A 14,542-nucleotide genomic window follows, 5' to 3' on the forward strand; every position below is an offset into this window, starting at 1 on the left:
AGCAGGAGTGATTCGCGTGGATCGTGTCGCGCTGCGCGGCCTCAAGGCCCGTGGGCACCATGGCGTCTTCCCCCGGGAACGCGAGGAGGGCCAGACCTTCATCGTGGATCTGGTGCTCAGCCTGGACACCCGCCCTGCGGCCGCCGAGGACGACCTGGCGAAGACCGTGCACTACGGCGTGGTCGCCGAGGAGGTCGTCGATGTGGTCAAGGGCGAGCCGGTCGACCTGATCGAGACTCTTGCCGAACGGATCGCCCAGCAGTGCCTCAAACACGAAGGGGTTCAGGAGGTCGAGGTGGTCGTGCACAAGCCGGATGCCCCGATCACCGTGCCCTTCGACGACGTGACCATCACCATCATCCGGAGCCGAGTATGACCGTGTATCCCAGCGGGCCGCAGAGCGACCCGACCGTGCAGCCGGTACCGGCCTCCGTGGTCGCCCAGGTCGATGCAGCCGATGTGACCCTGTCCAATCCGAAACGCGCCGTGATCTCCCTCGGCGCCAACCTGGGCAACCGGCTGGAGACCCTCCAGGGCGCCATCGATGCCCTGGAGGACACCCCGGGTCTGCGGGTCAAGGCCGTGTCCCCGGTCTACGAGACCGAGCCCTGGGGCGTCGACCCCGGCTCCCAGCCCTCGTACTTCAACGCGGTGGTGCTGGTGAAGACCACGCTCCCGCCGTCGTCCCTGCTGGAACGCGGCCAGGCCATCGAGGAGGCCTTCGACCGGGTCCGCGAAGAGCGCTGGGGACCGCGCACCATCGACGTGGACATCCTGGCGTACGCCGATGTGGTCTCCGACGACCCGCTGCTCACTCTCCCGCACCCCCGCGCCCATCAGCGCGCCTTCGTCCTGGTGCCGTGGCACGACCTCGATCCCCAGGCCGAGGTGCCGGGCCGTGGACCGGTCGCCGAGCTGCTCGCCGCGGTCGGCAGCGAGGGCGTCTTCCCGCGCGCCGACCTGGAACTCTGCCTGCCCGACTAGTCGTTAGCCTGTGAGGTGCGACGGTCGGTCTCCTGGGAAGCAGAGTTACGTGAAGCAACTTCGGCTCGGTGTGCTGGCCGGCCTGTTCATCGTTGCCGGAGTGCTGTCCTGGGCCGGTGCCCGGCTCTGGGACACGCTGGGCACCCTGCCCGGCGTGCCGCTGGCCGCCCCCATCGTGCTGGCGGCCATCGCGGTGGTGCTGCTGGCGACCGCGCTCTCCCTCCGGTCCCGCCTGCGCGCCCAGCGCGAGCGGCGTCCCGGAGCGAAGGGCGTGGACCCGCTGATGGCCGCCCGTGCGGTGGTCTTCGCCCAGGCCAGCGCGCTGGTCGCGGCACTGGTCTGCGGAATGTACGGCGGCACCGGGGTCTGTCTGCTCGGCTCCCTGGACGATCCGGCACGTCGAGACCAGGCCATCTACGCGGGCTTCTCGGTGTTGGCAGGGGTGGGCGTGGTCGCCGCCGCGTTCTTCCTGGAACGGGTGTGCAAGCTGCCCGACGACGAGGACGAGAACGGGCAGGGCGCGGCGGCCTGACACCCGGCAGGCCCCGCCTCCCGGGTGTCGGGCCGGCCGCAGCCCGGACCGGGCCGGCGGCCGCTGCGAGGGTCACGAACGGCGCGGCGCCCCCCGGTCACCGACAGGTCAGTGCGCGATGATCAGGCTCATCGCCTCGGCCCGGGTGGCGGGGTCGCGCAGCTGACCGCGTACCGCGGAAGTGATGGTCTTCGCACCGGGCTTGCGGACTCCGCGCATCGTCATGCACATGTGCTCGCACTCGATGACCACGATCACTCCGCGCGGCTCCAGTATCGACATCAGCGACTCGGCCACCTGTGTGGTGAGGCGCTCCTGGACCTGCGGGCGCCGGGCGTAGACGTCGACGAGCCTGGCCAGCTTCGAAAGGCCGGTGATCTTTCCGTCGGTGGACGGGATGTACCCGACGTGCGCGACACCGGTGAACGGCACCAGGTGGTGCTCGCAGTGGCTCTGCACCTCGATGTCCTTCACCAGGACCATTTCGTCGTGGCCCAGGTCGAATGTGGTCGTCAGGACATCCTCGGGGCGCTGGTGCAGGCCGGCGAAGATCTCCTTGTACGCGCGCGCCACCCGGGCCGGGGTCTCCAGCAGGCCCTCGCGGTCCGGATCCTCTCCGACGGCGATGAGAAGCTCACGCACGGCGTTCTCGGCCCGCTTCTCGTCGAATTCACGGACGGGGCTCGCGCTGTCCAGCGTTATCGGGTCGGTCATCTGTGCCTCGCTCCGTGAAAGAAAAATGCCGCGTCCCCCAGGCTAGAACCTGGGGGACGCGGCATGCATTCCGGGGCTACCGGGACGGAGACGGCTCACGACCGGCGTGCGATCAGCTCTCCGGCCTGTCCTCGGGCACCGACTCGATGGCGTTGTCCACCGGGGTGGCGCCGTTGGTGACCGCACCGACCGCGCCGTTGGTGAGCGCCAATTCCCTCGGCGAGAGCACCGGGGGCCTGGTCGACGGCGTACGCCGGGTGGAGCCGGTCCACGCGGGGCGGGCCGGGCGCTTCACGATGCCGGAGAAGACCTCGGCGATCTGCTCCTTGTTCAGCGTCTCCTTCTCGAGAAGCTGCAGGACCAGATTGTCGAGAACGTCGCGGTTCTCGACGAGGATTTCCCAGGCCTCGTTGTGCGCGGTCTCGATGAGCTTCTTGACCTCTTCGTCGACCAGCGCGGCGACCTCTTCCGAGTAGTCGCGCTGATGACCCATCTCCCGCCCGAGGAAGGGTTCGGAGTTGTCGCCACCGAACTTGATCGCGCCGAGACGCTCGGTCATGCCGTACTGCGTGACCATCGCGCGAGCGGTGGCCGTGGCCTTCTCGATGTCGTTGGCGGCGCCGGTGGTCGGGTCGTGGAAGACCAGTTCCTCGGCCGCGCGCCCGCCCAGCATGTACGCCAGCTGGTCGAGCATCTCGTTGCGCGTGGTCGAGTACTTGTCCTCGTCGGGCAGGACCATGGTGTAACCCAGGGCTCTGCCTCGGGACAAGATCGTGATCTTGTGGACCGGGTCCGAGTTGGGAGATGCCGCCGCGACCAGGGCGTGTCCGCCCTCGTGGTACGCGGTGATCTTCTTCTCCTTGTCGGACATGATCCGGGTCCGCTTCTGCGGGCCCGCCACGACGCGGTCGATCGCTTCGTCCAGTGAGTCGTTGTCGACGAGCTTGTGATTGCCGCGCGCGGTGAGCAGCGCGGCCTCGTTCAGCACGTTCGCCAGGTCGGCACCGGTGAAGCCGGGCGTACGGCGGGCAACGGCACCCAGGTCGACATCCGGGGCGACCGGCTTGCCCTTCTGGTGGACCTTGAGGATCTCCAGACGGCCCTGCATGTCCGGACGGTCGACCGCGATCTGCCGGTCGAAACGGCCGGGACGCAGCAGCGCCGGGTCGAGGATGTCCGGACGGTTCGTGGCGGCGATCAGAATGACGCCGCCCTTCACGTCGAAGCCGTCCATCTCGACGAGCAGCTGGTTGAGCGTCTGCTCGCGCTCGTCGTGACCACCGCCGAGACCCGCACCACGGTGCCGGCCGACGGCGTCGATCTCGTCGACGAAGACGATCGCGGGAGCGTTCGCCTTGGCCTGCTCGAAGAGGTCACGCACCCGGGACGCACCGACACCGACGAACATCTCGACGAAGTCGGAACCGGAGATCGAGTAGAACGGGACGCCGGCCTCACCCGCGACGGCGCGTGCGAGCAGCGTCTTGCCCGTACCCGGCGGGCCGTACAGCAGGACACCCTTGGGGATCTTGGCGCCGACGGCCTGGAACTTCGCCGGCTCCTGCAGGAACTCCTTGATCTCGTGGAGTTCCTCGACCGCCTCGTCGGACCCCGCCACATCGGAGAAGGTCGTCTTGGGGGTGTCCTTGGTGATCAGTTTGGCCTTGGACTTCCCGAACTGCATGACGCGGGAGCCGCCGCCCTGCATCTGGTTCATCAGGAAGAGGAAGACCACGACGATGAGCACGAAGGGCAGCAGCGAGAGCAGAATTCCGACGAACGGATTCTGCTTCGACGGCGAGACCGTGTAGCCCTTCGCGATGTCGCCGCTGTCGACCTTGCTCTGCAGCTTGGCGGCGAGGGCAGTGCCCTGCGCATCGCCGATGTAGTTCGACTGGAACTTGCTGCCGGACTCGCCGGCGAGCTTCTGGCCGTCCTTCAGTTCGACCTTGATGACGTTCTCGTCACCCGTCGTGACCTTGGCCTGCTCGACCTGGTTCTTGTCGATCGCCTGGACGACCTTAGAGGTGTCCACTGACTTGTAGCCGCCCGACGAGCCGACGACCTGCATCAACACGACCACGGCGAGGACGGCCAGCACGATCCACATGACCGGCCCACGGAAGTATCGCTTCACGTCCATCCATACGGGGCGGAACTACGCCCCGTCCCTCCTGCCCGTAGGTAAATGCTGCTGTGAGTAAAGACTGTTCTTCGGACGGTACCCCAGCATCGGAGCCGGTGACCGCACAGGACCACTGACGATCCTGTCTTCCCCTGCTCCAACGGCGGGAACCAGGTGAGGGTTCCCGTTCGGCTCACGGCTGAACCCGTGGGGCCGTCCGGCGGAACCGGACGGCCTCAGCCGCCGTAGACGTGCGGTGCCAGGGTGCCGACGAAGGGCAGGTTGCGGTACTTCTCGGCGTAGTCGAGGCCGTACCCGATGACGAACTCGTTCGGGATGTCGAACCCGACCCACTTCACGTCGAGAGAGACCTTCGCCGCGTCCGGCTTGCGCAGCAGGGTGCAGACCTCGAGCGACTCGGGCTCGCGGGATCCGAGGTTCGAGAGCAGCCAGGAGAGCGTGAGACCCGAGTCGATGATGTCCTCGACGATCAGGACGTGCTTGCCCTTGATGTCGGTGTCGAGGTCCTTGAGGATCCGCACGACGCCCGAGGACTGGGTACCCGCGCCGTACGAGGACACCGCCATCCAGTCCATCGTGACCGATGAGGACAGTGCGCGGGCGAGGTCCGCCATCACCATCACGGCACCCTTGAGAACGCCCACGAGCAGGACGTCCTTGCCCGCGTACTCCGCGTCGATCTTCGCGGCCAGTTCCGCCAGCTTGGCGTCGATCTCTTCCTTGGTGATGAGCACCGACGCGAGGTCGGTGCCCATGTCTTTCTCGTTCACCCGGGCCACTTTCGGTTGCTTGTGCTTCAGCTTCAGGCTCAGCTCGGTTTCGGACCGCCTGGCCGGATGACCAGTCTGCCACCCTGCCGTTGGGCCTCGACCCGGCCGGGGAGGTTGATGGCTCCCTGCCCCCGCCAGCCGGTGATCAGCCGGTCGATCTCCTCGATGTGGCGGGCGAAGAGAGAACCTGCGGGGGCGCCCGCCGCGATGGCCGTGCGCCGCAGCACGCGGCGGCGGACGGCAGGCGGCAGGGCCTGGAGCTTGCCGCACACCAGCCGGCCCGCCTCGTCCCTGACGGCGGCCTCGGCGTCCGCCGCCCAGGCGTCCAGGGCGTCGGCGTCGTCGCGGGAGAGGCGGGCCGTACGGGCCAGGGCCTCCACCACACCTTTGCCGAGCGACTTCTCCAGTGCGGGGAGACCCTCGTGGCGCAACCGGGAGCGGGTGTACGCGCGGTCGGTGTTGTGCGGGTCGTCCCAGACCGGGATGTGCTGAATCAGACAGGCCTTGCGGGCCGTCTGCCGGTCGAGCTGGAGGAAGGGGCGCCGGTAGCGTCCGGCCGTCCCCGAGACGGCCGCCATCCCGGAGAGTGAGCGGATACCGGAGCCGCGGGCGAGACCGAGCAGGACGGTCTCAGCCTGGTCGTCACGGGTGTGGCCGAGCAGGACGGCCGCGGCCCCGTGGCGCTCGGCCACGGCGTCGAGCGCGGCGTATCTGGCGTCCCTGGCGGCTGCTTCGGGTCCGCCTGCCTTGCCGACGGCGACAGCGACGGACTCGACGGGGTCGAGGCCGAGCCCGGCCAGGCGGGAGACGACCTCGGCGGCGCGGAGGTCCGAGCCGGCCTGGAGGCCGTGGTCCACTGTGACGCCGCCGGCGCGGACGGCGAGCTTTCCGGCCTCGAAGGCCAGGGCGGAGGCGAGCGCCATGGAATCGGCACCACCGGAGCACGCGACCAGCACCAGTGGCTGTCGCTGCTCGTACGGGGTGCCGCCCGGGCCGGTACCGCCGGAGGATCGGGGGGGATGGCTACTGCTCGCGAGAAGTGCGGAGTGCTCGTTCAGTACGTCGTGGAGTACGCGGCGAACCGCGAGGCGTATCGCCGCGACCGCTGGATGGGGACCCATGTCCGGTGCCCTTCGCTGGAGTTGGGGGGTGCATCGGGGGAAGATGGCCAAGTCACACAGAGTGCATAGATGGTGACAGAACCGGGCCGTTCCCCGAGCATTGCACGCCAACCCCCCGCCTACGGTCCCTCGGACGGGTGAATAGCACGGCGTCCTTCTGCCGCAGGCCTGATCAGGATGCAGAGTCTCCCTTACGGTGCACCCGCGCGATCCACTCCGCCGGAGCGGCGATTTCCGCTTTGGTGGGAAGCGTGTTCGGTGAGGTCCAGACGCGGTTGAAGCCGTCCATGCCGACCTCGTCGACGACCGTCCGCACGAACCGCTCGCCGTCCCGGTACTGCCGGAGCTTGGCGTCGAGGCCCAGAAGCTTGCGCAGCGCCTGGTCGAGCCTGCCCGCCCCGCGGGCCCTGCGCTGCTGGAACTTCTCGCGGATCTCGTTGACGGAGGGCACCACCTCGGGGCCGACGCCGTCCATCACGTAATCGGCGTGCCCTTCGAGCAGGGACATCACGGCGGTGAGCCGGCTGAGGATCTCGCGCTGGGCCGGGGTCTGCACCAGCTCGACGAGTGAACCGCCGCTCTCGTCCTCCTCGCCCTCGGGGCGACCGCCCGCGAGTGACTGGGCCGCTTCCCGCAGTCGTTCGAGCACCGTCATCGGGTCGATGTCCGTCTCACTGAGGAACGACTGAATTTCGCCCTCGAGATGGTCGCGCAGCCAGGGCACGGCGGTGAACTGGGTGCGGTGGGTCTCCTCGTGCAAGCAGACCCAGAGGCGGAAGTCGTGCGGCTCGACTTCGAGCTCGCGCTCGACATGGACGATGTTCGGGGCGACCAGCAGCAGGCGTCCGCCTCCGCCCGCCGGCATGTCGCGGCCGGCCGGGGCGAAGGTCTCGTACTGGCCGAGTACCCGGGAGGAGAGGAAGGACAGCAGCATGCCCAGTTCGACGCCTGTCACCTTGCCGCCGACCGCACCGAACACGGCTCCGCCCGGCGTGTTTGCCCGGCGGTTCTGCATCTTCTCCATCAGCGGCTTCAGGATTTCCCGGAAGCCGGCCACATTGGCCTTCACCCAGCCTGCCCGGTCCACCACGAGCACCGGGGTGTCCGCCAGGTCCGTGTCCTCCGGGATCATCCGGGTGAAGGCCCGGACATGCTCCTCGGCGGACTTGGCGTGCCGCCGCAGTTCAGCGACCACCGCCCGGGCTTCGTCCCTGCTGACGTCCGGACCCTGCTTCGCGAAGCGGGTCGCGGTCGCCATGGCGAGGTTCCAGTCGACCATCTCGGCACCACCGATGCGCGTCATGCGTCAACCGTACGTGCTGGGCTGCGCGCACGGTGAGGTGTCGGGGCCGCCGGTGCGCGGGCTCTGCGCGGCTATTGCGCACAGCCGCAGGAGGCGACCGCCGTGCCGAGGCGGTCCAAGGCCGACTCCGCCTCCGCCGCTGAGGCCGTACCGGACGCCATGAAGGCGAAGGCGAGCAGCCTGCCCCTGTCGTCCACCACGGTGCCGGCCAGGGTGTTCACACCAGTCAGCGTGCCGGTCTTGCCGTGCAGCAGACCGGTGGCGCGGGAGGCGTCGGTGTAGCGCGCCCCGAGTGTGCCGCTGAACCCCGCGACCGGGAGACCGGTCAGCACCGGGCGCAGTTCCGGGTGCGCCGGTTCACCGGACCGGCTCAGCAGGGTGGCCAGCAACCCCGCCGAGACCTTGTCGTGCCGGTCGAGACCGCTGCCGTCGGCGAATCGGGCCCCGTCCAGCGGCATGCCGAGCTTCTTGAGCTGCGCCGCCACCGCCCGCCCCGCGCCCTCGAAGCTCGCCGGCCTGCCGGTGGCCAGCGCGGTCTGCCGGGCGACGGCTTCCGCGATGTCGTTGTCGCTGTTGGTGAGGGCTCTCTCGACGAGGTCGGAAAGGGGCGCGGAGTACGTCCTCGCGACCGGCTCGGAGTGCGGCGGGGCCTCGCCGTGGGCCGGGGCACGCGAGGAGCCGACGTGCCGGTCGGCCAGCAGCCCGGCGAAGGCACGGGCCGCGTCGCCGGCCGGGTCGCCGCTGCGCGGGGCGGGCCCGTGGTCGCTCGTTTCCAGCCGCCCCTCGTCCGTCATCAGCGCGCTGACCGGGGCGATGTTGTCGTTGGGGCCGATGGGGTGCTGCGCGGGTCCCGAGTACAGCGAGGTGTCGTAGCCGAGACGTACCGACGTGACGCCCCGGTCGCGCAGGACCCGGACGGTCTCGTCGGCGAGTGCGCGCAACCGGTCCCGGTCCAGCGTCGGGTCGCCACCGCCCTCCAGGGTCAGCCGCTTGCCGTCCGGGCTCGCGGAGACCGTGGTGGCGATCCGGTGGCCGGGGCCGAGCGCCGAGAGACCGGCGGCCATGGTCGCCAGCTTGACCGTGGACGCCGGGGTCATGGCCCGGTCCGGCTTCGACCCGAAGAGCCGTTCGCCGGTGGCGGTGTCGATCACGACTCCGCTGCGGACCGGACCGAGTGCCGGATCGTCCATCAGCGGGCCGAGCACCTTGCCGAGCCCCTTCCCGGTGGGTGTCGCCGCACGGCCGAGCGCGGCCAGCACCGCCGGGGCGCTCGGGGCGGCCGCCGGGGCACTGGGACGCGCGGGGTGTCCGTGATCTGCGCCACCTGTCCGGCCCCTGGCGGCCGCCCAGTCCCGCTCGGCCTTACGCTGACCTGAGTCCCAGGGTCCGGACGCCACGATCAGCCCGGCCGCGAGCGCCAGACCGATCACGGCGGAGGCCGCCGCGAGCTGCCATGTCGTCACCTTCGGCATCGCCGGTCCAGGCATCGTCACCTTCGGCATCGGCACCTCGGAGCAGCCCCTTTCGCGATCACACATCGTCGTGGGGGACACTTAACCACTGCGTTTGCTGCGAGCACGGCACCCGGCGGGCTCGGCAGGACGCAGCACCACTCGAAGTCAGTGTTGATCATGGAGGAGCCACCCGTGGAGTTCGACGTCACCATCGAGATCCCGAAGGGTTCGCGGAACAAGTACGAGGTGGACCACGAGACCGGGCGGATCCGTCTGGACCGTCGGCTCTTCACCTCTACCAGCTACCCCGCGGACTACGGATTCGTCGAGAACACCCTCGGCGAGGACGGCGACCCGCTGGACGCCCTGGTCCTGCTGGACGAGCCCACCTTCCCCGGCTGTGTCATCAAGTGCCGCGCCATCGGGATGTTCCGGATGACCGACGAGGCGGGCGGCGACGACAAGCTGCTCTGCGTGCCGGCCTCCGACCCGCGCGTCGAGCACCTGCGCGACATCCACCATGTGTCGGAGTTCGACCGCCTGGAGATCCAGCACTTCTTCGAGGTCTACAAGGACCTGGAGCCCGGCAAGTCCGTCGAGGGCGCCGACTGGGTCGGCCGCAGCGACGCCGAGGCCGAGGTCGAGGCCTCGTACAAGCGCCTTCAGGCGCAGGGCGGCTCGCACTGATCCCGGTGCGGCCCCGGTGCTGAGGCGCCACTGAACTGCCTGCTGCGGGCGGTGCACTCTTCCGGGTGCACCGCCCTCAGTGCGTCCCCGGGCGGCGGGAACCGTATCCGTGTCCATACTGGGCAGGCGGCAGGCACACACACACGGAAGAGGTCGGAGCGGAGCGAGTGGTCGCTGAGTCGGAAGGTCCGGAGGGCCACAAGCCGCAGTCGGACGAGGTACGGAGCGCGTTCGTACCGCCGGCGGGCACGGGCTCCTCCCCCGCGGTCACTCCCGAGGACGGGTCGACCACCTCGGAATTCTCCGTACCCGCGGGCTTCTCCGCAGAGGCCGCGGCCGAACCCGAAGGCTCCGCCTTCACCACGCCGCAGACCTACAGCGCCCAGAACTCGCCGCCCGCCTTCACCCCCGCCCATGGCATTCCCATGATCAGGCTGGCCAAGGAGGCGCCCTGGCAGGACCGGATGCGCACCATGCTGCGGATGCCGGTCCACGAACGGCCCGCCCTGGAGGCCGCGCAGAAGCACGAGGAGGACTCGGGGCCCGCCGTCCCCCGTGTGCTGGACCTGACGCTGCGTATCGGCGAGCTGCTGCTCGCCGGCGGTGAGGGAGCCGAGGACGTGGAGGCGGCGATGTTCGCCGTCACCCAGGCGTACGGGCTCCAGCGCTGCGAGCCGACGGTCACCTTCACGCTGCTGTCGATCTCCCACCAGCCCTCGCTGGTCGACGATCCGGTCACGGCGAGCCGGACGGTGCGCCGCCGGGGCACCGACTACACCCGACTGGCCGCCGTCTACCACCTGATCGACGACATCACGTCCGAGGACGTCGATGTGTCACTGGAAGAGGCATACCGCGGCCTGGCCGTGATCCGCCGTAACCGCCACCCCTACCCCGGCTGGGCGCTGACCGTCGCCAACGGCCTGCTGGCCGGTGCGGCATCGGTACTGGTCGGTGGTGGCGCACTGGTCTTCCTGGCGGCCATGGTGGGCGCCATGATGGGCGACCGGCTCGCCTGGCTGCTCGCCGGGCGCGGGCTGCCGGAGTTCTACCAGTTCGCGGTGGCCGCGATGCCCCCCGCGGCGGTGGCGGTGGCGCTCACGCTCGCCCATGTGCCCAATCTCCGCGCATCGGCGGTCATCACCGGTGGGCTGTTCGCCCTGCTGCCGGGAAGGGCGCTGGTCGCCGGGGTGCAGGACGGTCTGACCGGTTACTACATCACCGCGTCGGCGCGTCTGCTGGAGGTCATCTACTTCTTCATCTCGATCGTCATCGGTGTGCTGATCGTGATCTACCTGGGTCTCGAACTCGGCGCCGACCAGCTGGACGCGGAGGCGGCGCTGCACACCGTCGACCGGCCCGTGGTGCAGATCCTCGCCTCGATGCTGCTGACCTTCGCCTTCGCGATCCTGCTCCAGCAGGACCGCTCCACGGTGCTGGTGGTGACGCTCAACGGAGGTGTGGCCTGGGTGATCTACGGAGGGCTGCACTACGCGGCGAACCTGTCTGCGGTGCCGTCGACGGCCGTCGCCGCGGGCCTGGTGGGGCTGTTCGGGCAGCTGTTCTCGCGCTACCGCTACGCATCCGCGCTGCCCTATGTGACCGCGGCGATCGGGCCGCTGCTGCCCGGTTCCGCGTCGTACTTCGGAATGCTGTACATCGCGCACAACGATCTCGACAAGGGACTGGCCTCGCTGATCAAGGCGGCGGCGCTGGCCCTGGCGATCGCCGTGGGGGTCAATCTCGGCGGCGAGATCTCACGGCTGTTCATGTGGGCGCCCGGCGTGGTGGGCGGCCAGCGCAGGGCCGCGAAGCGGACCCGCGGCTTCTAGGGCCGTGCGCGGGCGGAGCGGCCCGTTCTCCCCGGCGTGCGGGGCCGTCACCGCCTGGCGTGGCGTCCCCGCTGAGCGGCGGGCGACGCCTCGCCCTCCTGGGTCCGCTCCGTACCGCCGTCCTTCTTCGCCTTGGAACGGGCCCGCAGGAACTCGATCGCGATCGGCACGACGGAGACCAGCACGACCGCGACCAGGATCAGCTCGATGTGCGCGTTGACGAAGGCGACCTTGCCGAGCGCCGCTCCCAGCAGCGTGACACCCACGCCCCAGAGCGTGCCGCCGATGACGTTGTAGATCGCGAACGAGCGGTAGTTCATCCTGCTGACGCCCGCGATGATCGGCGTGAAGGTCCGCACGATCGGCACGAATCGCGCCAGCACCAGCGACTTCGGGCCGTACCGCTCGAAGAACTCGTGTGCCTTCTCGACGTTCTCCTGCTTGAAGAGCCTGGAATCGGGGCGCTTGAAGAGCGAGGGGCCGACCTTGCGGCCGAAGAGGTATCCGACCTGGTCGCCGGCTGCCGCGGCGATCGCCACCAGGACACACACCAGCCACAGCGGAGTGCCGAGCTTGTCCGTGGTGACCAGCAGACCTGTGGTGAAGAGGAGCGAGTCACCGGGCAGGAAGAAACCGATCAGCAGGCCGGACTCGGCGAAGACGATCGCCAGCAGACCGGCAACACCGAACGTACTGATCAGATAGTCCGGGTCCAGCCAGCTCGGTCCGAGCGCGAGAGTGGTCACGGGTTCCGGGCTCCTGGGGTCAGTCGGCATGGGTGCCATGCGGGATTGGCTGGCCAAAGTTATCAACGCCTATGAGCGTTTCCTGGTTCCAGGGCCCCCGTGAAGGTGCGATATGAGCATTTACCGGCAATGGTGATCGGCAGGAGGTGGATGCCGATGAGCATCGAGGATTACGGCGGCGGGCAGACCCCACAGTCCGACGTTCTGGTGGTCACGACGAACGACATCCCGGGTTACGCGGTACAGCAGGTGATCGGCGAGATCTTCGGGCTCACGGTCCGCTCGCGGCATCTGGGCAGCCAGATCGGGGCCGGGCTGAAGTCCATGATCGGCGGCGAGCTCAAGGGACTGACGAAGACCCTGGTGGAGACCCGGAACCAGGCCATGGACCGGCTGATCGAGCAGGCCAGGGCCCGGGGGGCCAATGCGGTGCTCGCCATGCGCTTCGACGTGACGGAGGCGGCCGACATCGGGACCGAGGTGTGCGCCTACGGCACCGCGGTCGTGATCAGCCGGCAGTGACGCGGGGCCGTGCGGGCCGGCTCCCCCGGCCCGCACCGCTCCCGGGCGCCCGCGCCGCCGAGCGGCGGCCCGCCACCGCCACGACCGGGTGCGCCTGCTGCCCGCCGTCTGGACCCGCTCCGCGTGCGGGTGCCCGACCGGTTACGTATCGTCACATCGATGCCCTGCCCCTCCGAGGAAGGTGAGCCCCAACGATGGCACTGCACCGAGGCGCACACCGGTCCCAGGATTCCGACGGAGAGCGCAAGGTCGCCGTCAACCCCTTCTTCGGCGAGGCCAATCCGGTCGCGGGCATGGACACCGCCCCGCCGAAGCACCGGCTCGCGGAGACCCCCCTGCCGCCGTCGACCGCCTTCCAGCTGGTCCATGACGAGCTGATGCTGGACGGCAACTCCCGGCTCAATCTCGCCACCTTCGTCACCACCTGGATGGAGCCACAGGCGGGAGTACTGCTGGCCGAGTGCCGGGACAAGAACATGATCGACAAGGACGAGTACCCGCGGACCGCGGAGCTGGAGCGCCGCTGCGTCTCGATGCTCGCCGATCTCTGGAACGCGCCCGACCCGTCCGCCGTCGTCGGCTGTTCGACCACCGGCTCCAGCGAGGCGTGCATGCTCGCCGGGATGGCGCTCAAGCGCCGCTGGTCGCAGCGGGCCTCGAAGCGGCAGGAAGGCAGCCGCTATCCCGGCGCCGCCCGGCCCAACCTCGTGATGGGCGTGAATGTCCAGGTCTGCTGGGAGAAGTTCTGCAACTTCTGGGAGGTCGAGGCACGCCAGGTCCCCATGGAAGGCGATCGCTTCCATCTGGACCCGCAGGCAGCGGCCGATCTGTGCGACGAGAACACCATCGGGGTGGTGGCCGTACTGGGCTCCACCTTCGACGGCAGCTACGAGCCGGTCGCCGAGCTCTGCGCGGCACTGGACGCCCTCCAGGAACGCACAGGCCTGGACATCCCGGTCCATGTCGACGGGGCGTCGGGCGCGATGGTCGCCCCCTTCCTGGACACGGACCTGGCCTGGGACTTCCGGCAGCCCAGGGTCTCCTCCATCAACACCTCGGGCCACAAGTACGGCCTGGTGTACCCGGGCGTCGGCTGGGCCCTGTGGCGCTCATCCGCCGAACTGCCCGAGGAACTGGTCTTCCGGGTCAACTACCTGGGCGGCGACATGCCGACCTTCGCCCTCAACTTCTCCCGGCCGGGGGCGCAGGTCGTCGCGCAGTACTACACCTTCCTGCGCCTTGGCCGGGAGGGCTTCAGAGCCGTCCAGCAGACCACCCGGGATGTGGCCATGCGGCTGGGCGAACGCATCGAGGAACTGGGTGACTTCCGGCTTCTCACCCGGGGCAACGAGCTACCGGTGTTCGCCTTCACCACCGCGCCCGGCGTGTCGAGCTTCGACGTCTTCGACGTGTCCCGCCGGCTGCGCGAGCGGGGATGGCTCGTGCCCGCGTACACCTTCCCGGAGAACCGGACGGATCTGTCGGTGCTGCGGGTGGTCTGCCGCAACGGCTTCTCGGAGGATCTGGGGGACCTGCTGATGGGGGACCTGGAATCGTTGCTGCCGGAACTGCGGAGGCAGTCGGGGCCCGCGGAGCGGAGCGCGGCGGAGGCGACGGCCTTCCACCACTGAGGGGCCGCCGGGCCCGGCAGCCCTCATCGCCCTCGCCCCGGATCTCCGTTTCCCTGGCAGATCTCTGTCCACAGGCTGTGGACAAGGAATCCGCTCGGAG

General features: G+C 69.4%; 14 protein-coding genes. 7 read left to right on the top strand and 7 right to left on the bottom strand.

The genetic code is table 11. The features are described from left to right. Positions 1 to 16: 16 nt before the first annotated feature. The 3 genes from folB to OHS16_RS13545 are packed head-to-tail and all read left to right on the top strand — an operon-like array spanning position 17 to position 1,516. Entirely contained in the window at positions 17 to 376 is a 360-nt protein-coding gene (folB, locus tag OHS16_RS13535) for a dihydroneopterin aldolase (protein ID WP_328537440.1), read from the top strand. Further along, positions 373 to 984 (top strand): 2-amino-4-hydroxy-6-hydroxymethyldihydropteridine diphosphokinase, encoded by a 612-nt coding sequence (gene folK / locus OHS16_RS13540; RefSeq protein WP_328537441.1) that lies wholly within the window; start codon positions 373 to 375, stop codon positions 982 to 984. The genes folB and folK overlap by 4 nt, the downstream gene beginning before the upstream one ends. A gap of 49 nt (positions 985 to 1,033) precedes the next feature. After that, a complete protein-coding gene (locus OHS16_RS13545) occupies positions 1,034 to 1,516 on the top strand; it encodes a DUF3180 domain-containing protein (protein WP_328537442.1) in 483 nt (160 codons plus the stop codon). 108 nt (positions 1,517 to 1,624) lie between these two features. Here the strand turns inward: OHS16_RS13545 and folE are convergent, their stop codons facing one another. The 6 genes from folE to dacB form a co-directional block, all read right to left on the bottom strand. After that, positions 1,625 to 2,230, bottom strand: coding sequence for a GTP cyclohydrolase I FolE (gene folE, locus OHS16_RS13550; protein WP_328537443.1), 606 nt, complete (start codon positions 2,228 to 2,230; stop codon positions 1,625 to 1,627). A 112-nt stretch (positions 2,231 to 2,342) separates the two neighbouring features. Beyond that, positions 2,343 to 4,373, bottom strand: a complete 2,031-nt coding sequence (gene ftsH / locus OHS16_RS13555; RefSeq protein WP_328537444.1) for an ATP-dependent zinc metalloprotease FtsH — start codon at positions 4,371 to 4,373, stop codon at positions 2,343 to 2,345. 218 nt (positions 4,374 to 4,591) lie between these two features. Further along, on the bottom strand, positions 4,592 to 5,131 hold the full coding sequence (gene hpt / locus OHS16_RS13560) for a hypoxanthine phosphoribosyltransferase (protein WP_328540833.1): 540 nt from the start codon (positions 5,129 to 5,131) through the stop codon (positions 4,592 to 4,594). A 53-nt stretch (positions 5,132 to 5,184) separates the two neighbouring features. Then, the gene (tilS, locus tag OHS16_RS13565) at positions 5,185 to 6,267 is read right to left on the bottom strand and encodes a tRNA lysidine(34) synthetase TilS (protein WP_328537445.1); all 1,083 of its coding nucleotides are present in this window, start codon (positions 6,265 to 6,267) and stop codon (positions 5,185 to 5,187) included. Between the two features lie 172 nt (positions 6,268 to 6,439). Next, the gene (locus tag OHS16_RS13570; protein WP_328537446.1) at positions 6,440 to 7,570 is read right to left on the bottom strand and encodes a zinc-dependent metalloprotease; all 1,131 of its coding nucleotides are present in this window, start codon (positions 7,568 to 7,570) and stop codon (positions 6,440 to 6,442) included. Positions 7,571 to 7,641: 71 nt separating this feature from the next. Further along, positions 7,642 to 9,057, bottom strand: a complete 1,416-nt coding sequence (dacB, locus tag OHS16_RS13575) for a D-alanyl-D-alanine carboxypeptidase/D-alanyl-D-alanine endopeptidase (protein WP_328537447.1) — start codon at positions 9,055 to 9,057, stop codon at positions 7,642 to 7,644. A gap of 159 nt (positions 9,058 to 9,216) precedes the next feature. On the opposite strand from dacB, the gene OHS16_RS13580 reads away from it, so the two are divergent. Continuing rightward, complete coding sequence (locus tag OHS16_RS13580; RefSeq protein WP_328540834.1) at positions 9,217 to 9,711, top strand: inorganic diphosphatase; 495 nt, start codon at positions 9,217 to 9,219, stop codon at positions 9,709 to 9,711. 167 nt (positions 9,712 to 9,878) lie between these two features. Beyond that, on the top strand, positions 9,879 to 11,543 hold the full coding sequence (locus tag OHS16_RS13585; RefSeq protein ID WP_328537448.1) for a threonine/serine ThrE exporter family protein: 1,665 nt from the start codon (positions 9,879 to 9,881) through the stop codon (positions 11,541 to 11,543). A gap of 47 nt (positions 11,544 to 11,590) precedes the next feature. On the opposite strand, the gene OHS16_RS13590 is transcribed toward OHS16_RS13585, so the two are convergent. Then, positions 11,591 to 12,289 carry a DedA family protein gene (locus OHS16_RS13590; protein WP_328537449.1) on the bottom strand — a complete coding sequence of 233 codons (699 nt, stop codon included), beginning with the start codon at positions 12,287 to 12,289 and terminating at the stop codon, positions 11,591 to 11,593. Between the two features lie 156 nt (positions 12,290 to 12,445). Here OHS16_RS13590 and OHS16_RS13595 point away from each other — a divergent pair, with 156 nt between their 5' ends. After that, positions 12,446 to 12,811: a YbjQ family protein gene (locus OHS16_RS13595; RefSeq protein ID WP_328537450.1), complete on the top strand. Its 366-nt coding sequence runs from the start codon at positions 12,446 to 12,448 to the stop codon at positions 12,809 to 12,811. A 194-nt stretch (positions 12,812 to 13,005) separates the two neighbouring features. Next, positions 13,006 to 14,442, top strand: coding sequence for a glutamate decarboxylase (locus OHS16_RS13600; RefSeq protein ID WP_328537451.1), 1,437 nt, complete (start codon positions 13,006 to 13,008; stop codon positions 14,440 to 14,442). The last annotated feature ends 100 nt before the right edge of the window (positions 14,443 to 14,542 follow it).

This window comes from Streptomyces sp. NBC_00344 (assembly GCF_036088315.1).
Lineage (GTDB): Bacteria > Actinomycetota > Actinomycetes > Streptomycetales > Streptomycetaceae > Streptomyces.